Below are 20,697 nucleotides of genomic sequence, written 5' to 3' on the forward strand. Positions count from 1 at the left end.
GCGCAACAGCTTGGATGCGCTGCGTCTTAAATCGTAGTATTCGGATCGAACTGTTCTAGGTAGTCGGCTACTTTGCGCACAAACATGCCGCCCAACGATCCATCAACCACGCGGTGGTCATAAGAGTGCGACAAGAACATAAAGTGTCGAATGCCAATCAGATCGCCTTGGGGAGTCTCGATGACGGCTGGTTTTTTCTTGATGGCACCTAGGGCCATAATGGCCACTTGCGGCTGCACGATAATGGGCGTACCCATCACGTTGCCAAACGAGCCCACGTTGGACACCGTGTACGTGCCGCCTTCCAGATCCTCGGGCTTGAGCTTGTTTTGCCGGGCGCGGTTAGCTAGGTCATTCACGCGCTTGCTTAAACCATTGAGGTTCAATTCGTCGGCTTTGTGAACGACCGGCACGATGAGGTTGCCAGAAGGCAGCGCCACGGCGAGGCCAATGTTGATATCGCGCTTCTTGATAATGTAGTCACCTTCCACCGACACGTTGATGTTCGGGAAGTCTTTGATGGCGCGCACAATGGCTTGTACCAGAATAGGCGTAAACGTCAGATTCTCTCCTTCACGCTTCTGGTAGGCTTCTTTGTGCTTGTTGCGCCAATTCACAATTTCGGTTACATCAGCTTCTACGAATGATGTAACATGGGGCGAAATGCGCTTAGAGTCCACCATGCGTTGCGCAATTAGCTTGCGCATGCGGTCCATTTCGATCAACTCATCTTGGCCGCTTACCGATGGCGCCGGCTTGCCTGGCGCAGGTGCATTGCTCGGTTTGGGCGCTGGGGCCGGCGTCGGGGCGGGTGCTTCGTTAGCCGGGGCAGCCGGTTTTTCTGGGGCTGAATCAGTTTTAGGCTCAGGCGCGGCCGTTGGTGCCGGTGTAGCAGGTTCGGGACTTGGAGCTGGGGTCGCAGGTGCCGGAGCACTTGGCTCTTCGGCCTGCGCTAGTGGCTTTTTGCCGTCGGTCACGTACGTCAAGATATCCTTTTTCGTGACCCGATTATCCTGGCCCGTGCCGGGAATCTGCTCTAAGTCGGCTAGGGAAATGCCTTCTTGCCGTGCAATGTTCAGCACCAATGGCGAGTAAAAACGGCCCGGCTGCGCTACACTAGGCTGCGCGGCATGCGTTTGTGCGGCGGCTGGCTTGTTAGGGCTAGGCAGGAAAGGCACCGCAGCGGCTACTTCTTCCTGTTCGACTGGCTCTGGGGCCGCGGGTGCGGCTGATGGCGTTGCTTGCTGAGCCGCTGCTACGTCCGTCTCTACAATAGCAATGGGTGCGCCCACGGCTACTACCTCGCCTTCCTGGGCCAAAATCTCTTGTAATACACCGGCATGAATGGCAGGTACTTCTGTATCTACCTTGTCAGTAGCTACTTCCAGCACCGATTCGTCTTGCTCAATGGGGTCACCTACTTGTTTGAGCCATTTCAGAATGGTGCCTTCCATAATGCTTTCGCCCATTTTGGGCATCACCATTTCCACTCGTGCCATGCAGTTATTGGGGTTGGGTTGAATTATTGATTGGGTGGGGGTGCGGAATTTTGGCCCAAAGGTAATAGGAAAGTCAGGGTGCGGCCCTATGCCAGCGGCGGCAGGCTCACGCGCAGCAAGTTCAGGATGGTTGTGGTGGTGTACTCCACGTTGATTTGGCGGCCGCGGTTGAAGGTGAATTGGCGACTCACAGTTTGGTGCTGGTCGGCGTAGGCAATGCAGATGGTGCCCACGGGCTTGTCGGGCGTGCCGCCATCGGGGCCAGCAATACCGCTGGTAGCTAACGCCACATCGACGCCTAGGTTATGGCGTAAGCCCTCCGCCATTTCGCGCACGGTCGCTTCGCTCACTGCGCCGTGCGCCGCCAGTGTCTCCGGGTTCACACCTAGCTGCTTGATCTTGATATCGTTGGAGTACGCTACCACGCTGCCCATAAAATACTGCGAGCTACCAGGCACGCTCGTGAGCTTGTGCGCCAGGAAGCCCCCGGTGCAGCTCTCCGCAGTACCAATGGTCAAGTTACGCGCTGCTAACAAACGGCCCACAGCGGCTTCCAGCGGAATGTCTTCCTCTGCAAAAATATACTCGCCAATACGGGCACGCAGCGCAGGAAGCAGCGCCTCCATACGACCCCGCAGATCAGGGTGCCCATCATCGGTACCCGTAAGGCGCAAGCGCACATTGCCCAGGGAAGGCAGGTAAGCTAGCTTCACGTTAGCCGGCAGTGCGCTTTCCCAATCTTCAATCAGCTCCGCCAAAAACGATTCGCCAATGCCCGCCGTTTGCACAACTACGTGCTCAATAGCTGGTGTTTGAAAGTGCGCTTGCAGCTTGGGCAGCACGATGTCGGTCATCATGCGCTTCATTTCAAACGGTACCCCTGGCATCGACACAAACACGGTGCCTTGGTCATCAAACCACATCCCCGGCGCCGTACCCACCGCATTGAATACCACTTCGCAGTTGGCTGGCACTAGAGCTTGTTGGCGGTTTACATCGAGCATCGGGCGGTTGAAGCGAGCAAAGATTCCTTCAACGTGGCGCAGCGTCGGCTCGTGCATTACCAATTCCGTTTTGAAATAACCCGCTAGTACGTGCTTAGTAAGGTCGTCTTTGGTGGGCCCTAGGCCCCCAGTGATGAGTACGACCTGCGCGCGCTGGCGCGCTAGGTCGAGGGCGGTTATAATTTCGCTGGCACGGTCAGAGACGCTGCTGATCTGGCGTACGCGCAAGCCGATTTTGGCCAGCTCCTGGCCCATAAAGGCGGAGTTGGTATCGATAACTTGTCCGTAGAGCAGCTCATCGCCAATGGTCATAATTTCAACGTCGGGGAGGAGGGGCATGGAGCTAGGAGTGGAGGGTGGAGGAATTGGCGTAATTTGTGGTCACGACGGATAAGACCGCCACAAGGGCCGTCTGGTTTTTGTCTTTTTGCTTATGCCCGCATTTCGTACTCTTTTCATTGCTACTGCCCTAGGTCTGGCTGGCGTTTACACCGCTTCGGCGCAAACTAAAACCACCACGACTAAAGCCAAGACGACAACCACAAAGGCCAAAACAACGGCCACGAAAAAAACGACGGCTAAACCCGCTACGAAAACCGCGGCCAAAACGACGACCACCAAAGCGGCCACTCCCGCGCCCGCACCGGCTCCTGTCGTGAAGGCCCCGCTCACAGATGCCGAAGCATCCAGCGGCATGAAGGAAACCTTAGTGCAAAGCGTAACTAACAGCGTCGAGCAGGCAAGCCAAGCCGACGGCTTCAACGGCAACGCCGACATCCGGATTCCTTTTCCGCCCGAAGCCGAGATGGTAGCCGCTACACTTCGCAAGCTGCGCATGGGCGCCCTTGTTGATAATTTCGAAGTTGCCCTCAACCGCAGCGCCGAAACCGCTTCGGCGCAAGCCAAGCCTATTTTCCTGAACGCCGTGCAGAATCTGAGCTTCGCCGACGCCATGGGCATTGTGACGAGCAAAGAGGATGACGCCGCAACGACTTACCTGTACAACAAAACGGCCGACCAACTGAAAACGGCCTTGCAGCCCATCATCCAGCAGTCGTTGCAGCAAACTGGTGCGACCAAGCTATACGCCGAGATGGCCGCCAAATACAACAAGATCCCGATGGTGACACCCCTCAACAAGGAGTTAGAGCCGTATGCGACTCAGAAAACCGTTGATGGTCTGTTCACGCTGATTGCTGCCCAAGAAGGTAAAATCCGGACCAACCCAGCTGCAGCCGGCAGCGAAATTCTGAAGCGTGTGTTCGGAAAATAATCCGAAGCCGTAGCCGTTCAGCGAGAGAGCTAGCTTACCAAAGCCGTTGGTTGCCTAGGCAGCCAACGGCTTTGTTTTTCACTCTGCTAACAAAAAATATAGTTGTTGCTGGCTTCCATGGTCATACCAAGGGCTGATTTGGTCTGATTTATGTCTTAATCGCTACATACGGCACCCAAAGCCATTGTTCTTTTGTTCTGCTGACTTATGAAAATAATCTGTCATTCTTTGATTCTTACCGCGTTGCTTGGGCTCAGCTTCGCGGCCTCCGCGCAGATCAGGCTGGGAAAGCTAGGGGAAGTGTTAAAGTCACAAATTCCCAAAACCACTACGTCATCTACCACAACAGGCACCGGCAACGTTAGCCAGACGGAAGCGGCCAATGGCCTGAAAGAAGCGTTGGTGCAAGGCATTAGCAAAGGCACCGACCAAGCATCCAAAACCGACGGCTTTTACCTGAACAAGCTCATTCGGATTCCTTTTCCGCCCGATGCTCAGCGCGTGGCTAATACCCTGCGTACCATTGGCCTAGGTTCGCAAGTGGATAAGTTTGAATTGTCGCTTAACCGCGGCGCCGAAGATGCTGCCAAAAGCGCCAAACCTATCTTCTTGTCTGCCATCAAAAGCTTGACATTCAAAGATGTGTGGGGCATTCTGACCGGCGAGAAAGATGCCGCTACTAGTTATTTGAAGCGCACAACGACCTCGCAACTCACCACCGCGTTCAAGCCGATCATTCAGCAGTCACTGGATAAGGTAAGCGCCACCCGCTACTACACCGACCTAACGACGCGCTACAACAAGATTCCGCTCGTGACACCTGTGAATACCGACCTGAACGACTACGCCACCGGCAAAGCCATTGACGGTCTGTTTACGCTCGTAGCGCAGGAAGAAGCCAACATCCGGGAAAACCCCGTGGCGCGCACTACCGACTTGCTCAAGCGCGTATTTGGCAAAAGCTAGGTCCGCATGCTTTGTGCACAAAAAAGCCTCCGCTCAGTAAAATTGAGCGGAGGCTTTTTTGTGCTGGCCAGCTGACGTGATCAGCTGCGCAACGTCCTAAAAGTCGTCGTCTTCGCTGTAGCGGGTGCTGCGGCCGCGGCCTGTGCGGTGGCTGCCGTAATCATCGTCGTCATCGTCAAGGTCGTCGCTACCGAAGTCGTCATCGTCGTCAAGGCTCGAAAAACCACTGCTATCGGGGTCTTCTGCCGCTTCAGCTGCGGTGAATTCTTCTTCCGTCATGCTTGCTAGGTCGAGCGCCTCGTCGTGCGACGAACCCGTGTCGCGCCACATTAAGTAGTCAGCGTATTTGGCGCTTAGCTGATCTTCGGGGTTTCCACTGGACTTACCACCGCCTTTGGTGGCGTAGCTATCCAGGTCGTCATCATCGAGGGAGTCGTCGTCGAGGTCGTCGTATTGTCTCATGGCCGGGTGAGGGCGGGTAATTGTGAACAGTTAGGTGTGGTTACCGGAGCGAAGATACGGGAGGAAGAGGTTTTGCGTTGGGGTCAAAACCGGATTTTTGCTGCGAGAATTTCTACGGTTTAGCTAAGATTAGCTAGCTCAGCGAACTGAGCGGGCAAAGCTCGTCACGTCGAGCTGTGTGGTGCAGAAGTCGTACTCTTCTGGCACATTGGAGCTAATGAGTACTAAGCGGCCAGAAGCAGTGGCCCGCACATGCTCGCGGTACCACTCTACACCCGTGCGATCGAGGTTAGTAGTAGGTTCATCTAGGAGCAGGAGCGGGGCTGCCGCATAAAGGGCAATACCTAACTTCAGGCGCTGCTTCATCCCTGAGGAAAAATCTCGTACGAGCTTGTGGCGCGACTTCTCCAAGTACATACGCTCAATGAGCCCTTCGGTGCTTAAACCTGCTTGTAGAGGTTTGAAGCGCGTATGAAAGTGCAGGAGTTCGGTAAGCGTAAGCTCTTCTACCAACTCTAGGTAGGGGGCGCAGTAGGCGAGTAGCTGCGGTACCTCTTCCACCGCCACCGATTTTCCCTGGTAGGAGTACGTGAGTGTTCCTTCCGTGGGCAGCAACTGTCCCGAAAGCGTGTTGAGCAACGTACTCTTGCCCGACCCATTCGGACCTAGGATGGCCGTTGCGGTATCAGGTTGAAAGGTGTGTGTAAGACCCCGAAAGATCCAGTCGCGGTGAAAGCGCTTGCCTAGGCTGGTTGCCTCAATTTGCATTAGTCGCCACTGTCGCTGTTGCGCGAATATCCCTTGATGATTCCCCGACCCGAGTTGCGCACGAAGTTCACGACCTCGTCGCGCTCAGGGTTGGAAGGCAAATCGAGCTCTATCTGATCCAGCGCATCGCTCGTGTTCAGGCCACTCATAAATAGCAAGCGGTAGCACTGCTGAATCTGCAAGATGGCGGCATCCGAGTATCCACGACGGCGCAGCCCCACGGAGTTGACGCCAGCATAGGTTAGCGGTTCACGGGCCGTCTTTACGAAGGGCGGAACATCTTTCCGCACGAGCGAGCCACCACCGATGAACGAATGCTGCCCAACGCGCACAAATTGGTGTACGGCCGAGGTGCCTCCGATGATAGCCCAATCCCCAACTTCAACGTGACCAGCTATTTGCACAGAGTTGGAAATAACACAGTTATCACCCACAATACAATCATGGGCAATGTGCACGTACGCTTGCAGCAGGCAATTGCGGCCTACTACCGTTCGCATACGATCTACCGTGCCGCGGTTTACCGTGACGCACTCACGAATAACCGTGTAATCCCCGATGTGTACCGTTGTTACTTCGCCGGCAAACTTCAGGTCCTGCGGAATAGCCGAAATAACAGCACCAGGGAATATCTTACAGTTCTTGCCAATGCGGGCCCCCGACATGATCGTCACGTTGGGCCCGATCCAGGTGCCTTCCCCGATTTCAACGTCCTTGTCGATGGTAGTGAAGGGTTCTACTACCACGTTTTGGGCAATCTTAGCTTCGGGGTGAATATAGGCGAGCGGCTGGTTCATTATTTTCAATTATCAATTATCCCTTAACAATTATCAGTTTCATCTCCATAGCCACAAGTCAACGAAAGGGACGGCTGCGGCATTGTCAGATGCTAGGTGGTAATTGCTAATTGAAACTAGGCGTTTTTGCGAACGATACTGGCTGACATCTCAGCCTCCATAACCACTTTGCCATTTACATAGGCTTTGCCACTCATCTTGGCGATGCCACGCTTGATGGGAGCTAGCAATTGGCAGCGGAAGATAATGGTGTCGCCCGGCTTGACCATGCGCCGGAAACGGCAGCTCTCAATACCCATGAAGTAAGTCCAGTAGTTTTCGGGGTCGGGTACGGAGTTAAGCACCAGAATACCACCGGTTTGAGCCATGGCCTCAATTTGAATGACGCCCGGCATAACAGGGTTGCCAGGGAAGTGGCCTTGGAAAAAAGGCTCATTCATGGTCACGTTTTTCACGCCGGTCACCATTTCCGTGTCAAGATGAATGATCTTGTCGATGAGCAAGAAAGGGTAGCGGTGGGGCAGCGTCTGGCTGATCTGGTTGATGTCCATCACCGGCGTGCGCGCTGGGTCGTAGGTCGGTACCGCGTTGGCATTCACCTCCATCATCTTCTTCTTGATGCGCTTGGCAAACGCTACGTTGGCCGCATGCCCTGGGCGAGCAGCTAGGATCTGGCCTTTCAGTGGGCGGCCTACCAAGGCTAGGTCACCTACCAAGTCGAGCAGCTTGTGGCGGGCGGGCTCATTTTTGTGGCGCAGGTCCACGTTGTTCAGGATGCCTTCCTTCTTCACGGCCACTTTGGGCTTACCGAGCATGTTAGCTAGGTCCGTCAGCTCGTCGTCAGTCACTACCCGGTCGACGACCACAATGGCGTTGCTCAGGTCACCGCCTTTTATGAGATTCTGTTTGTAGAGCATTTCCAGCTCATGCAGAAAACAGAAAGTGCGCGACGAAGCAATTTCGCCCGGAAACTGTGAAATGTCTGTCAGCGAGGCATGCTGCGAGCCGAGCACGGGCGAGTTGTAATCCACCATCACCGTGAGGCGATAGTTGTTGAGCGGCAACGCGGCAATTTCCACGGCGCGGCTGTTGTCTACGTAGCGAATCTCGTCGGGAATCTCGAAGTAGTTGCGCAGTGCATTTTGCTCTTCCAAGCCCACTTCCTGCAACGGCTTGATAAACTCATACGAGGAGCCATCCATGATGGGCGGCTCAGGACCATCCAGCTGAATCAGTACGTTATCAATCTCTAGGCCTACTAGCGCCGCTAGCGTGTGCTCTACCGTGTTGATGCGGGCACCATTTTGCTCGATAGTAGTGCCGCGGGAAAGGTCGACTACGTTGTCAACATCAGCGTTGACAATAGGCTGACCCGGTAAATCGACGCGCTGGAACTTGTAGCCATGGTTGATCGGAGCCGGGCAAAAGGTCATCGTGGCCTGAGCGCCTGTGTGCAGACCAATGCCGCTGACGGTCACCGGTGCCTTAATGGTATGTTGCTTATCGTTCATTACGCTGAAAAGCTGTAAGCTGCATGCTATAAGCCGCAAGCTTTAAGCTGTGAGCTGCAAGCGAGAAAAATCAAAAGAAAAGAGACGTTCAAAAAAGACCACGGTGCTTGCAGCCGGAAGCATACAGCTTGTAGCTTTTCAAAAGGCAAAGCTAGGGCTTTTCCGGTTCGCTTCGGCTGCGCTCCAATTGCGCGAGGCGACGCTCCAAATCCGGTAGGTGACGGAAGATGGCGTTAGCCCGTAAACTGTCGCGTAAATTGAAGGCTGGAGAACCTTGCAAGAACTCCCCTTCGACCTTGATAGACTTCCCTACGCCTGATTGCGCCGTGACGGTGGTGCGGTTGGCTAGAGTCAGGTGACCAGCCAAACCTGCTTGCCCGGCTAGCACACAGAAGTCGCCAATTTTGGTAGAGCCCGAGATTCCCGTTTGGGCGGCAACAACGGTGTGGCGACCAATTTCTACGTTGTGCGCAATCTGAACTAGGTTGTCAATTTTGGCGCCCTCGCGAATTAGCGTAGAGCCCATCGTCGCGCAATCGATGGTCGTATTTGCTCCAACGCTTACGTTGTCTTCCAGCACTACATTCCCAATCTGCGGGATGGCCCGGTAAGAGCCATCGGGTTGCGGGGCAAAGCCAAAGCCATCGGACCCTAGCACGGCTCCGGCGTGAATGGTGCAGCGCGCGCCTACTACCGTATCGGCGTAGAGCTTGGCCCCGGCATAGATGATGGTGCCATCACCAATCACGCACCGGTCGCCAATGTAGGCGTGCGGAAAGATGAGCACGTTCTGCCCGATGCGGCAGTTCTGGCCGATGTAAGAAAAGGCCCCGCGGTAATGATTCTCCCCAATTACGCTGTCTGCACCTAGGTAAGCAGGCTCCTCTACACCGCGTTTCCCGGTGCGTGCGCTCTGCTGGTAAAACTCTAAGAGCGTGGTAAAGCTAGAGTAAGGATCATCTACGCGAATAAGGCTAGCCTGCACGGGCTGGCGCAACGCTAGCTCGCGGCTGACGATAACCACTGTTGCTTGCGTTGTATAGAGGTGCGGCTCATATTTCAGGTTGGCCAGAAAAGTAAGCGAACCAGCCTGCGCTTCTTCAATTTTTGCCAGTCGATCGACGCGCTGGGTAGCGTCGCCCTCGACCTCACCGCGGAGAACCTCCGCAATCTGACCTACCGTAAATTCCATCGGACAAAAGTATAGAAAATTGGTACTTCGATTTTAGTGCTTCGTGCTTCGCGTGCTGTGCTCAGCGTTATTTATTAAGACCTAGGTCATTTAGGCGCATCCGGGTGAGAGCCGACTACCTCTTTTATTGATTGCGCAAACAAACAACGGGCGTGTAAAGCTAGCTACTAGGGCTGAGCACGAAGCACTACACGTTATTGGATAATCTCTTTGGGATAGCAGATGTAATACTTCTCAACGCGTTTGCTGAGGGCGCGGATGTTCGGTAAGTCGGAGGCCTCCGCCACATTCACTACGTGCCCGCTTTTGGTGAGTACATCAATCGTTTCGTCGTGGGAGTCATACGCGTTGTTGCTGATACGGCCACTAAGCATCAGTAGCTTAGCCTCGTCCATGGGCAAACTGAAGTTTTCGCTGATCAGCTCCGTTACCCCTAGTTTCAGGTCCTCGTCTACAGGTTCGCTTTGCAAGGTAATCTTGAACAGGTGCCGGTCGAGAATACTGCGCGACATATAGCTGAGCACCTTGTCGGGGTGGCCGGCCCACATTTTTACAGCCCCCCAGATGTCGTAGTCGTCGAGTTGCACGAAACGTTGCAGGATACTTTCGTCCTGCTCAAAATCTTTAATGCTGACTGGCTTGGATAGAAAAAAATGTAAATCCGGTGACGCGGGCACTTTGTGACCGGCACGGGTCAGGTCGCGGGCGCGCTGCACAATGCGGATAATCATTTGCTCGGCGCTCGTAACAGCCTTGTGCAGATATACTTGCCAGTACATTAGCCGGCGGCTCACCAGAAAGTTTTCGATGCTGTAAATGGCTTTTTCCTCCAGCACCAGTCGTTCGTTCACTACGGTGAGCATTTTTATGAGGCGGTCGGCGCCGGGGCGGCCTTCCTGCACGCCGGTATAGAAGGAGTCGCGGTTGAGGTAATCCAGCCGGTCCATATCGAGCTGGCTGCTCACAAGCTGATGAAAAAAGGGGCGGTGGTAACTGCCCTGGAAAATTTCAATAGCTAGGTCGAGGGCGCCGTGGTGCTCCCGGTTGAGGCGCTGCATGAGCTGCAACGACAACCGCTCGTGCGGGACTTCGTGGAAAATAGCCGTTTCTAGGGCGTGGGAGAGGGGGCCGTGGCCAATGTCGTGGAGCAGAATAGCGGCTAGCGCCGCTTGGCCTTCGGCCGCCGAAATCTTTACGTGCTTATCTTTGAGCGTGCGCAAGGCCATGCTCATCAGGTGCATCGCCCCGAGGGCGTGGTGGAAGCGCGTGTGCAGCGCCCCCGGATACACGAAGCCCGTGAGACCTAGCTGCTGAATTCGGCGCAGCCGCTGAAAGTAAGGGTGCTCGATCAGGTCGAATAGGAGCTCCGTCGGAATGGTGACAAAGCCGTAGACCGGGTCGTTGAATATTTTCTTTTTGTTCATGTATGCAGGGGCACCAGTCAGGCGTTTAGTGCCTTAATACGCTAGTCGCTGTAAAGTGCCCGTCGGTCGAGAGAATAGCATGGGCGGTCCAGATGAGGCTTTCCCCACCGTAATTTTCGGTTTCTTTACGACAGAACAGTGGAAGATCATAATTTTTGCAAACCTAAACGCGGCCTTTGGCAGTAAAGCTACTACCGAATTCTTAGCCTTCTCCTACGCTAGGTGCCTTGTCGCTTCGTCGATGACGCGCCGTTGCTGGAGTGCTTTTAGGGCTGTTTATTCCCCCAAACCTAGGCAAATGCTTAGTGTTTCTTACTCTCAACCCTATGCAACGCTATTCCATTCTTTGGGCCGACGACGAAATTGACTTGCTCAAGCCCCATATTCTGTTTCTGAAGGAAAAAGGCTACGACGTGACCGGCGTAAATTCCGGCGCCGATGCCATTGAGCAAGTGGGCGAACAGAATTATGACCTCGTGTTTTTGGACGAGAACATGCCTGGCCTTACGGGCCTGGAAACCCTCACGGAAATCAAAGCGGCTCGCCCTACCACGCCGGTCATCATGATTACCAAGAGCGAGGAAGAGCACATCATGGAAGAGGCCATCGGCTCCAAGATTGCCGATTACCTCATTAAGCCCGTTAACCCGAACCAGATTCTGCTGTCGGTGAAGAAGGTGCTGGACAACAAGCGCCTCGTCAGTGAAAAAACCAATAGCGGCTACCAGCGCGACTTCCGCCAGCTAGGTATGCAGCTCGGCGACCGGCTCAGCCCAAGTGAGTGGGCCGACGTGTATAAGAAGCTAGTGTTCTGGGAACTAGAAATTGACGAGACGGAAGGCAAGAGCATGGCCGACGTCTTCAACATGCAGAAGGACGAGGCCAACACGTACTTCGGGCGCTTCATCACTGAGAACTACGAAGACTGGGTAAACGGTGACGACGACGATGCCCCGCTCATGTCGCATCAGCTCTTCAAGGAACGGGTGTTTCCGTTGCTGAAAGCTACCGGCGACACGCCCGTGTACTTCGTGCTCATCGATAACCTGCGCTACGACCAGTGGAAGATTCTGGAGCCTACGATTGCTGAACTGTTCACCGTAGACCAGGAGGAAATGTATTACTCCATCTTGCCTACCACTACGGCGTACGCGCGTAATGCTATCTTCTCGGGTATGATGCCGGGCGAGATTCAGAAGAAGTATCCTAATCTCTGGGTGAACGACGACGACGACGAGGGCAAAAACCTGCACGAGCAGGACTTCATGGAAATCATGTTCCAGAAGGCCAGTCAGAAGTACAAGTACAGCTATAACAAGGTGACCAACCTGCAAGCCGGCAAAGACCTGCTTGGTAAGATGGCTAACTTGCACAACAATCATAAGCTGAACGTCATCGTCTACAATTTCGTGGACATGCTCTCGCACGCGCGCACCGACATGGCCATGATTCGGGAGCTAGCCGCCGACGAATCGGCGTATCGTTCGCTTACCCGCTCGTGGTTCCTGCACTCGCCGCTGTACGAGATGCTCCAGCAGATTGCCGACAAAAAAGGCAAGCTCATTATTACCACCGACCACGGCACTATTCGGGTGAAGCGCCCCTATAAAATTGTGGGTGACCGGAACACGAACACCAACCTGCGCTACAAGCACGGCAAGAACCTAGGTTTCGACGACTCGCGCGACGTATACACGGTGCGTAAGCCGGAGCGTATTTTCTTGCCCCGCGAAAACGTGAGCACCGCCTACGTATTTACCATTGGCGATTATTTCTTCGCCTACCCTAACAACTACAACTACTACGTGAACTACTACAAGGACACGTTCCAGCACGGTGGCATCTCCCTAGAGGAATGTATCATTCCATTCATTACCCTAACTCCGAAAGGCGCCTAGGGTTACTACTAAGGCTGTAAGTACACAAAGAGGCCAGTCATTAGACTGGCCTCTTTGTGTACTTACAGCCTTGGTTTATATAGCACGAACAGCTTGTGGCAAGTTGTTTTAGGATATAGGCAGGCAATTTGTAGTCAAGGGGGTAAATACTTGTTTACGGCTTGAATTGTATCGATCTAATACGTTTCGTGTGTAATAGGAATACTTGAACGAGTATTTTACCTATTACATAGAAAAGTATTTAGATTATCATATGGTTTAAGCTAGATTTGTATATTACCAATTAAGGCCACGCATATTCGATGGGCATGCTTGTGAGGCCGGTTTGGTATTATTGTTCTGTTTCGCAATTCATCTATCTCCTGTTATGCCATCTGAAACTACTGCGCCATCTAGGATCCTGACGTGCGCCATACTCGACGACAGTGAAATCAATCGGCTGACGTTAGAGCATTATATTGAAATGAATGAGTCTTTGCAACTAGTAGCTTCGCTGGCTGGGAGTGTAGAAGGGCTCGATTTTTTTAGCGTAGGACGCCGGGTGGACGTTTTGTTCTTGGATGTAGAAATGCCCGATTTGAATGGCCTAGATATGCTCCGTCTGTTACCAGAAGCACCGCAAGTAGTCCTTACTACTGCTCACGAGAACTTTGGCAGTGATGCTTTTGAGTTACGTGTAGCCGATTATCTAGTTAAGCCATTCAGCTATGACTGTTTCTGCCGCGCCGTAGATCGTGTAGTTGAGCGGCTCAACGCCGGAGACAGAGTCATTCACCTAGCTGCGAGCCCCCATCGATAAGTTATAAATATAAATAATATTATAAGTACTTGTGTTATAATTAGCAGAAACTAGATTTGTAGATTATAACTTTTGTCATAAAGCTAGGGTGCGATTCAGCGAGTATCAGTTACTAAATACAAGCTTAGGGCGTGAAGTCATTACTGAAATGACTTCACGCCCTAAGCTTGTATTATTTTGTAGTAAAAGCTTCATTGGCGATGGCGACGGTGCGCCACTGCCGTAACTCATCCAAGAGTTGTGGCATCAATTCTACAAAACAAGTAGCGGCTTCAGTTCGCAATGCAACAGGGGCTGCGGCATCTTGCAGCGTCAGCACGGGTTCAGTGAGCTGGTGTACTTGCAGCATCTTTAAGGTAGGCTTGAGACGGTGCGCAATTTGCCCGATCACTTTCCAATCGTCGGCAGCAACGGCTTGTTGGAAGTTGGTGAGTTCAGTTGGGGTATGCGTGAGGAAAGAATCCAGAATGCGCAGTACAAAGCTTGACTTGCCATGAGCCATCCGATGCACGTCGGCTAGGTTAAATAAGGGCGTAGGCTGCTGAGCTGCAGTCTCGTGTGCTACAATAATTTTGCGTAGCAACTCCAACTCTTCAAACGGCTTGGCGATGCAGTCGTTGATGCCAGCGGCTAGGTACCGCTCATTATCGGAGTGAAAGGCGTTGGCAGTCAAAGCGATGATGGGCGTGTGCGCCCGCACCGTGTCGGGATGGCAACGCATTTTGGCCGTTACTTCCAAGCCGCTCATACCAGGCATTTGGATATCCATCAAAATAACATCATAGAAGGTCTGCTGGAAGAGAAGTAGCGCGGCGGCACCGTCGGCAGCCGTATCAACGTGCACCCCAAAGTTTTCCAGTACCAGTTGGGCTAGCTGCCGATTCACCTCGTGATCTTCAACGAGCAGCACCCGCAGTCCTTGCACTGCTTGGCCTGCTTCGGCTGTTAAAAGGTCCTCCTGATCTTGGTCGGTGGCAGTACTGGCCGTTAGCGCGGCTTTGGCAAACGTAAGCGTGAAGCTGAATGTGCTGCCGCGGTTGGGTACGCTATGAATGAAAAGCCGGCCTCCAAGGCGCTCGACTAAGCTGCTGCTGATGGTGAGGCCAAGCCCAGTGCCTCCAAAACGCCGTGTTGTATCGGTGTAAGCTTGCGAGAAGCTTTCGAAGATCTTTTCCTGTTTCTCCGCCGGAATACCAATCCCGGTATCAATCACCAAAAAAGTAACCGTGAGGGTCGTGTCCGTTTCGGCGCGCAGCTGGGTGGTGAGGCGGACGCTCCCGCGCTCCGTGAACTTGATAGCGTTGCCAAACAGGTTGAGAAACACTTGCTTCAGGCGGTGCGGGTCACTAACTACCATGGGGTGAGGCAGCGCCACCGGATCTGCCGTAAACTGAATGCCCTTTTCTATAGCCCGGAAACCTAGAGTTTGCGCGGCCGTTTTGATGATGGTACCTAGGTCGAATGGTGTATGCTCCAGCTCTAGCTTGCCCGATGTAATTTTGGCCACGTCGAGCACATCGTTGAGGACGCTGAGCAGGTGGGCGCCCGAGTTGCGAATGATACCTAGGTATTCGCGTTGCTGCGAGCTCAGCTCCGTGCGGGCGAGCAGGCCCGCCATGCCAAGGACGCCGTTCATGGGAGTCCGAATTTCATGGCTCATGTTGGCCAGAAAATTCTCGCGGGCCATAACGGCGGCTTCAGCAGCTAGCTTGGCTCGCTCAAGCTCCTGCTCGGCCAATACTCGGTTGGTAATGTCTTGGCTGTACGATATCACGTACGCCGGCTGATCTGGCTCATTGACCAAGCAATTGTGGTACAGCAGATAATGCGTATCGCTGTGCGTGCTAAGCTGCAGCGGAAGCAGACCTGAAGTGTCGCCGCGCTCTGTGATCCTAGTCAAATACTGCTCGAAAGCTTGCGCCGGTATGCCCGACGGAGTAGTAATGAGGTTACTGGCTATTATTTGCTCGACCGGTACACCTAGCAGAGTTGCCCACGCCGGATTAGCCGACAGAATGTTACCTTGCAAATCATGCGTGCAAATAAGCACTTGCGTGTTTTGCATGAGCTCATGGTACTGCTTGGCATTTCGCTCAAGGTTCCGACGAATGCGCTTCACTTCTGTAATATCGGTGCCGACAGTAAGCACCTCGGTTTTGCCGTTATTGCGCACCAAAGGGCGCTTCACTATCTGAAATTGCATCGTTTCACCAGTAGCTAGCGTCACTGGCAACTCCTTTCTTACCTCCTCTTGTGTTTCTAACACGTGCTCACTCCACGCCGTAAGTTGGCGCAGTTCAGCCGCTTCAGGTGTATCATCCGTTGTGTTGACCCGCAAGTGGTTGCCTTGCTGCGTAATCGAATCGAAGGCCACATTTGCAAAAAGTACGTCACCCTCCTTGTCGGTCACATATAGGAAGTTGGGAATGGTATCAACTACTTGACGAACAAACTCTTGCTGCTCCTGGACGGCGGCTTCTGCCAGCCGCTGGCGTTCTTCAGCCAAGTAGCGCTCAGTCAGTTCCACGCTCGATCCAATAACGATATTCAAGGAGCCATCGGCGTGGAATACGGGATATACCATGCGCAACCAGTGCCGCGGGCCAGCCGGGCTCTTAAGCGTTTCTTCCCACGACACTTCCCGCTGTTCGCGCACGGCCTGCTCCCGCCGGGCATTGCGCAGCTCGGCCATGGCAGCCGGCAGTTGCCGGTAAGCACAGTACTCTAGATCTGTTTTGCCAATGATCCACGTGCGAATTTCTGGATCTTGAATACTGCTAGGATTAACAAACCGGTAGCGGCCCTCCGCGTCGTAAACGGCAACGGCGCTCGGCGATTGGTTGAGGATGGTTTCATAGAACGTACGTTGCTCCGCCAGTTGCTGCTCGGCTCGGTAGCGGTCCGTAATGTCTAGTCCGTAGGCAAGCACCATGCGAAGGGTGCCCGTCGGCGTAAAGACGGGATGGTTGATTCGCAGCATCCGCCGCGGGCCCGTAGGCGAATGATGCGTTTCCTCAAAGCTGAGTTGCCGCCGCTCAGCCACAAGTTGTTCGAATACGGCTTGGCGCTGCTCGGCTAGCTCCAATGGGCGCTGACGGTAGGCACAGTAGTCAAAGTTCGTTTTGCCAATAATCCACTTTCGCAACTCGTCATCCTTGATACCAACCGGATTGACGAACAAGTAGCGATTATGTGCGTCAAAAACGGCTATATCAGCGGGCAATTGGTTTAAAATGGTTTCGTAAAACTCGCGTTGTTCGGCCAGCTTCTGCTCGCCCTGGTAGCGCTCCGTAATGTTCAAGCCATAGACCAGCACCATGCTGACGGAATTGTCGGGGGCAAGCACGGGATGCAAGATCCGGAGTAGGTGCTGCGGGCCAGTTGGCGTATGAAATGTTTCTTCGTAGCTCACCTGCCGCCGTTCTGCCATCACCTGCTCGAATATGATCTCGCGCTGCTCAGCTAGGGCAAGCGGGTGCTGACGATGTAGCACGTAATCCCGGCTAGTCTTGCCGATAATCCACTGGCGTACAGTCGCATCTTTGATGGCGACCGGGTTGACGTATAAGAAGCGTTGCTGCGAATCGAGTGCGGCAATATCAGTTGGTAGGTTGTTGAGAATGCTCTCGTAAAAGGCGCGTTGCCTAGCTAGCTGCTGCTCGCCCTGGTAGCGCTCCGTAATGTTTACGCCGTAAATAATAATCATGCGCACTGAACCATCGGCGGCTAGCACCGGATGCAGGTAGCGGAGCAGTCGGCGTGGGCCATCGGCCGCCATCAGGGTTTCCTCAAAATGGATTTGCCGTCGTTCGCTCATCATCTGGGCAAACTTGGCTTCTCGCCGCTCAGTGAGCTCCGAGGAAAGGTGCCGATAAGCGGCGTACTCGAGGTTCGTTTTGCCAATAGCCCACGCGCGGATTGCCGCGCTGCTAATTGCCGCCGGGTTGACGTACAGGAAGCGGTGCTGCTCGTCGACGACGGCTACATCCATAGGCAACTGATTCAGGATCGACTCGTAAAATTCGTGCTGCTGAGCTACCTTCTCTTCGGCTGCGTGCTGCTCGGTGATATCCGTGCCCGTGCCTATTACCATCCGGACGGAGCCATCGGGGTTGAAGATAGGTTGATAAACCCGCGTTAACCGTTGGAGGCCAGTGGGCTGTTGTAAGGTTTCGTGCCACGTGACGGCCTGTCGCTCCCGCACGGCTTGCTCAAACATCGCGGTGCGTTGCAGGGCTATTTCAACTGGGCGGTTGCGTTGGCGACAAGACTCCAAATTGGTTTTGCCAATCATCCACTGGCGGGTCTCATCGTCGGCCACTACCCACTTATTCACCAGCATGTAACGCTCTTGGCTGTCGAAGACCGTGACGCCGATAGGAAGCTGCTCTAGAACAGTAGTGTAAAACGCTTTTTGCTCAACCAAGGCTACTTCGGCTTGGTGTTGTGCGGTAATGTCGGACAGATACAGGTTGACGCACGATCCGCCGGCAGATGGCATGGCGAGCAGTGTGTACTGCTGATCAGCGAGGCCGAGGTGCTGCTGCTGCGGGCCTGACTGCCGAGCGGCTTCTGCCCAGGTACGTACCTGATGATAGAAGGCGTCCGTTGCCGACGGGGCGGCCGTGTGCGTAAAGGTTGACGCGGCCGGGTTCATGCACGAGAGCTGTCCCGTCGCATCAAGCTGAAGAATAGGCGCGGGGCTTTGGGCAAGTAAAAGCTGCGCTTGCGCTAAGGTATTCTGCAACTCAGCTAGTTGCTGTTCGGCCTGCGCTCGTTGCGCCCGTTCTTGCTGGAGTTCGCGGCGCAAGGCTTGGTAGGACTCTTCCAGCGAAAAAGAAGAGAATAACTTACTCATATAAAAGATAAAACAAACCTAGGTATGGTGATGGGTAGAGCGAAGGATGCTTCTGGTCAGAATCTAACTTCTCACACTGAAATGATGCCACTTCTACACAGGCCAAGTTGCTGGGCTACTGCTAAGGAGCGGGTAGTATAGCCGGCCGCAATGCGAAGAGGTTAACTAGTAACGCAACTTGCTGAAATACAAAATTATGAGTGTTATAAACTGTGCCAACGAGAGCCTGCTAAGGCCAAATAGTAACGCAAAAAAATGTGCTTACCTAGGTAGCTGTCTGCCCCATAGTGTGTAGGCTGGGCGGAAGATTGCTAAACTTGCAACTAGAAAAGTTGTCGTCATGCCTACTATCGAAATCCCAATTACTAGCTTAGCTGCTTTGCCGGCCGCTGCTGCGCAGCTTCAGCACCTACTTGCTGATCATCGCATTGTAGCTTTTGAAGGCGAGATGGGCGCGGGTAAGACCACGTTCATCAAGGCGTTGTGCGCTGGCCTTGGCGTGCCAGAGAGCGAAGTGAGCAGCCCAACTTTTTCGCTCGTCAACGAATACCGCGACGCGCATAACCATCCGATTTATCATTTCGACTTCTACCGGCTCAACGATCCGAGCGAAGCAATAGCGATGGGTGCCTTGGAGTACTTCGATTCTGGTTATCTTTGCCTGCTAGAATGGCCAAGTCGCGTGGAAGCTTTATTGCCGCCTGCTTATCTGCTTATTAGCCTCTTCGTTACCGGACCAGAATCAAGGACCCTTCAAGTAAAAATTGAGAATTGAAAATTAAACGGCCGCGCCTAATGTATTGAGAATCAATAATCGTGTTGTGCTAGCTAGTTTTCAAGTCATCGTTTTTAGTTTTTAATTTCTTCCAATGCCTGAAGCAGTACCCCCAGGATTCGAGTCGCTGGCTACCAGCCGCGCCTTTTACCCCCAAGAATCCATGCTGGCTGTGGAGACGCGGCGCCGAAAACTCTTCATTGGGTTGCCGCGAGAAACTTCGTTGCAAGAAAACCGCCTGGGCCTAACGCCCGAAGCGGTGAAGCATCTCGTGAACGAAGGCCATGAGGTAGTGCTGGAAAGCGGGGCCGGGGAGCCTAGCAAGTACTCCGACCACGACTACTCAGAAGCCGGAGCTACTATTGCTTATTCGCAAAAGGAGGTGTACGAGGCCGACATTATCCTGAAAGTGGCGCCGCCCACGCAAGGAGAAATCGAGCATATGCGCGCCAACCAGACGCTGATTTCTGCGCTCCAATTTGGTTCTCTCACCGGGGAATATATTGCCGCTCTGGCGCGCAAGAAGGTGAATGCCATTTCTTTCGAGCTCATCAAGGACCCTTCGGGGGCCCGGCCAGTGGTGCGGGCTATGAGCGAAATAGCGGGCTCCACGGTGATGCTGATTGCGGCTGAATACCTGGCGCGAGCCAATGAGGGCAAAGGCATTATTTTGGGCGGCATCACAGGTGTGCCGCCGTCGCAGGTAGTCATTCTGGGGGCTGGCACGGTGGCCGAATATGCTGCCCGCGCCGCCACTGGCCTAGGTGCCGAGGTGAAAGTATTTGACAACCATATCTACAAACTGCGCCGTTTAAAGCAAAATCTAGGTACTCAGCTCTACACTAGCACGTTGGATACCTTTGTGCTCAACCAACAAATCCGCCGCGCGGACGTGGTGATTGGGGCGCTGAATGTGGAGGAGGGGCGTATCCCCTTCATGGTGCCGGAAGATGTGGTGTCGCAGATGTCGCCGGGCTCGGTGATCATCGACGTGAGCATCGACCAGGGCGGTTGCTTTGAAACCTCAGAGCTAACGAGCCACAACAAGCCAGTTTTTCGCAAATACGACGTCATTCACTATTGCGTACCCAACATCCCGTCGCGGGTGCCACGCACGGCTACCAATGCTTTGAGCAACATCTTTACTCCCATTTTGCAGGAAATTAGCCAGCACGGTGGCGTAAACGAAGTGCTGTTTACCAACGAGCATTTCCGCAGCGGCGTGTACATCTACAAAGGCTCGCTGACGAACGTAGCCATTGCGAAGAAATTCAATATGCGCTACAAGGAGCTAAGCCTAATGATTGCTGTGCGCAATTAGTTTGAACCACGGATTAGGTCGGCTTTTTCGACTTACACGAATTTTGTGGCCACCTATCTGGTGCTTGTAGCAGCAGATAGGTGGCCACATCAAGTATAGGGCTTGCCTAGCTGTTGGGTGGCCGCCGCGCGTACGCGCTGTTGCGGAGAC

General features: G+C 53.7%; 15 protein-coding genes. 6 read left to right on the forward strand and 9 right to left on the reverse strand.

Features of this window, described 5'->3' with window-relative positions:
• Window positions 1–26: 26 nt before the first annotated feature.
• Window positions 27–1,499: a dihydrolipoamide acetyltransferase family protein gene (locus BXP70_RS15920; protein ID WP_086595096.1), complete on the reverse strand. Its 1,473-nt coding sequence runs from the start codon at window positions 1,497–1,499 to the stop codon at window positions 27–29.
• An 86-nt stretch (window positions 1,500–1,585) separates the two neighbouring features.
• Window positions 1,586–2,842 carry a competence/damage-inducible protein A gene (locus BXP70_RS15925; protein ID WP_086595097.1) on the reverse strand — a complete coding sequence of 419 codons (1,257 nt, stop codon included), beginning with the start codon at window positions 2,840–2,842 and terminating at the stop codon, window positions 1,586–1,588.
• Window positions 2,843–2,936: 94 nt separating this feature from the next.
• Here BXP70_RS15925 and BXP70_RS15930 point away from each other — a divergent pair, with 94 nt between their 5' ends.
• Together BXP70_RS15930 and BXP70_RS15935 are read left to right on the forward strand one after the other, a co-directional pair.
• Window positions 2,937–3,776: a DUF4197 domain-containing protein gene (locus BXP70_RS15930; protein WP_086595098.1), complete on the forward strand. Its 840-nt coding sequence runs from the start codon at window positions 2,937–2,939 to the stop codon at window positions 3,774–3,776.
• A gap of 207 nt (window positions 3,777–3,983) precedes the next feature.
• The gene (locus BXP70_RS15935) at window positions 3,984–4,742 is read left to right on the forward strand and encodes a DUF4197 domain-containing protein (protein ID WP_086595099.1); all 759 of its coding nucleotides are present in this window, start codon (window positions 3,984–3,986) and stop codon (window positions 4,740–4,742) included.
• A 96-nt stretch (window positions 4,743–4,838) separates the two neighbouring features.
• Here the strand turns inward: BXP70_RS15935 and BXP70_RS15940 are convergent, their stop codons facing one another.
• The 6 genes from BXP70_RS15940 to BXP70_RS15965 all read right to left on the reverse strand — a co-directional run bounded on the left by BXP70_RS15940 (window position 4,839) and on the right by BXP70_RS15965 (window position 10,896).
• Window positions 4,839–5,204: a hypothetical protein gene (locus tag BXP70_RS15940; protein ID WP_086595100.1), complete on the reverse strand. Its 366-nt coding sequence runs from the start codon at window positions 5,202–5,204 to the stop codon at window positions 4,839–4,841.
• Window positions 5,205–5,342: 138 nt separating this feature from the next.
• Window positions 5,343–5,972 carry an ABC transporter ATP-binding protein gene (locus BXP70_RS15945; protein WP_086595101.1) on the reverse strand — a complete coding sequence of 210 codons (630 nt, stop codon included), beginning with the start codon at window positions 5,970–5,972 and terminating at the stop codon, window positions 5,343–5,345.
• Window positions 5,972–6,769, reverse strand: coding sequence for an acyl-ACP--UDP-N-acetylglucosamine O-acyltransferase (gene lpxA, locus BXP70_RS15950; protein ID WP_086595102.1), 798 nt, complete (start codon window positions 6,767–6,769; stop codon window positions 5,972–5,974). The genes BXP70_RS15945 and lpxA overlap by 1 nt, the downstream gene beginning before the upstream one ends.
• 116 nt (window positions 6,770–6,885) lie before the next feature.
• Window positions 6,886–8,280: a bifunctional UDP-3-O-[3-hydroxymyristoyl] N-acetylglucosamine deacetylase/3-hydroxyacyl-ACP dehydratase gene (locus BXP70_RS15955; protein WP_086595103.1), complete on the reverse strand. Its 1,395-nt coding sequence runs from the start codon at window positions 8,278–8,280 to the stop codon at window positions 6,886–6,888.
• 151 nt (window positions 8,281–8,431) lie between these two features.
• Window positions 8,432–9,472 carry a UDP-3-O-(3-hydroxymyristoyl)glucosamine N-acyltransferase gene (gene lpxD / locus BXP70_RS15960; RefSeq protein ID WP_086595104.1) on the reverse strand — a complete coding sequence of 347 codons (1,041 nt, stop codon included), beginning with the start codon at window positions 9,470–9,472 and terminating at the stop codon, window positions 8,432–8,434.
• 194 nt (window positions 9,473–9,666) lie between these two features.
• Window positions 9,667–10,896, reverse strand: coding sequence for an HD domain-containing protein (locus tag BXP70_RS15965; protein ID WP_086595105.1), 1,230 nt, complete (start codon window positions 10,894–10,896; stop codon window positions 9,667–9,669).
• Window positions 10,897–11,222: 326 nt separating this feature from the next.
• On the opposite strand from BXP70_RS15965, the gene porX reads away from it, so the two are divergent.
• Both porX and BXP70_RS15975 read left to right on the forward strand, forming a co-directional pair.
• On the forward strand, window positions 11,223–12,794 hold the full coding sequence (gene porX, locus BXP70_RS15970; protein ID WP_086595106.1) for a T9SS response regulator signal transducer PorX: 1,572 nt from the start codon (window positions 11,223–11,225) through the stop codon (window positions 12,792–12,794).
• Between the two features lie 367 nt (window positions 12,795–13,161).
• The gene (locus BXP70_RS15975) at window positions 13,162–13,593 is read left to right on the forward strand and encodes a LytR/AlgR family response regulator transcription factor (protein WP_086595107.1); all 432 of its coding nucleotides are present in this window, start codon (window positions 13,162–13,164) and stop codon (window positions 13,591–13,593) included.
• A 172-nt stretch (window positions 13,594–13,765) separates the two neighbouring features.
• On the opposite strand, the gene BXP70_RS15980 is transcribed toward BXP70_RS15975, so the two are convergent.
• On the reverse strand, window positions 13,766–18,451 hold the full coding sequence (locus BXP70_RS15980) for a PAS domain-containing protein (protein WP_086595108.1): 4,686 nt from the start codon (window positions 18,449–18,451) through the stop codon (window positions 13,766–13,768).
• 340 nt (window positions 18,452–18,791) lie between these two features.
• On the opposite strand from BXP70_RS15980, the gene tsaE reads away from it, so the two are divergent.
• Window positions 18,792–19,226, forward strand: coding sequence for a tRNA (adenosine(37)-N6)-threonylcarbamoyltransferase complex ATPase subunit type 1 TsaE (gene tsaE, locus BXP70_RS15985; protein WP_086595109.1), 435 nt, complete (start codon window positions 18,792–18,794; stop codon window positions 19,224–19,226).
• A 94-nt stretch (window positions 19,227–19,320) separates the two neighbouring features.
• Window positions 19,321–20,547: an alanine dehydrogenase gene (locus tag BXP70_RS15990; RefSeq protein ID WP_086595110.1), complete on the forward strand. Its 1,227-nt coding sequence runs from the start codon at window positions 19,321–19,323 to the stop codon at window positions 20,545–20,547.
• Window positions 20,548–20,697 lie beyond the last annotated feature (150 nt).

It is taken from the genome of Hymenobacter crusticola (assembly GCF_002154225.1).
Lineage (GTDB): Bacteria > Bacteroidota > Bacteroidia > Cytophagales > Hymenobacteraceae > Hymenobacter > Hymenobacter crusticola.

Bases quoted from the DNA above. Each gene is read 5' to 3' on its own strand.
- porX (WP_086595106.1), top strand. From the start codon at position 11,223: ATGCAACGCTATTCCATTCTTTGGGCCGACGACGAAATTGACTTGCTC.
- BXP70_RS15955 (WP_086595103.1), bottom strand. From the start codon at position 8,280: ATGAACGATAAGCAACATACCATTAAGGCACCGGTGACCGTCAGCGGC.
- BXP70_RS15935 (WP_086595099.1), top strand. From the start codon at position 3,984: ATGAAAATAATCTGTCATTCTTTGATTCTTACCGCGTTGCTTGGGCTC.
- tsaE (WP_086595109.1), top strand. From the start codon at position 18,792: ATGCCTACTATCGAAATCCCAATTACTAGCTTAGCTGCTTTGCCGGCC.
- BXP70_RS15980 (WP_086595108.1), bottom strand. From the start codon at position 18,451: ATGAGTAAGTTATTCTCTTCTTTTTCGCTGGAAGAGTCCTACCAAGCC.
- BXP70_RS15975 (WP_086595107.1), top strand. From the start codon at position 13,162: ATGCCATCTGAAACTACTGCGCCATCTAGGATCCTGACGTGCGCCATA.
- BXP70_RS15925 (WP_086595097.1), bottom strand. From the start codon at position 2,842: ATGCCCCTCCTCCCCGACGTTGAAATTATGACCATTGGCGATGAGCTG.
- BXP70_RS15930 (WP_086595098.1), top strand. From the start codon at position 2,937: ATGCCCGCATTTCGTACTCTTTTCATTGCTACTGCCCTAGGTCTGGCT.
- BXP70_RS15920 (WP_086595096.1), bottom strand. From the start codon at position 1,499: ATGGCACGAGTGGAAATGGTGATGCCCAAAATGGGCGAAAGCATTATG.
- BXP70_RS15990 (WP_086595110.1), top strand. From the start codon at position 19,321: ATGCCTGAAGCAGTACCCCCAGGATTCGAGTCGCTGGCTACCAGCCGC.
- BXP70_RS15965 (WP_086595105.1), bottom strand. From the start codon at position 10,896: ATGAACAAAAAGAAAATATTCAACGACCCGGTCTACGGCTTTGTCACC.
- BXP70_RS15940 (WP_086595100.1), bottom strand. From the start codon at position 5,204: ATGAGACAATACGACGACCTCGACGACGACTCCCTCGATGATGACGAC.
- lpxD (WP_086595104.1), bottom strand. From the start codon at position 9,472: ATGGAATTTACGGTAGGTCAGATTGCGGAGGTTCTCCGCGGTGAGGTC.
- BXP70_RS15945 (WP_086595101.1), bottom strand. From the start codon at position 5,972: ATGCAAATTGAGGCAACCAGCCTAGGCAAGCGCTTTCACCGCGACTGG.
- lpxA (WP_086595102.1), bottom strand. From the start codon at position 6,769: ATGAACCAGCCGCTCGCCTATATTCACCCCGAAGCTAAGATTGCCCAA.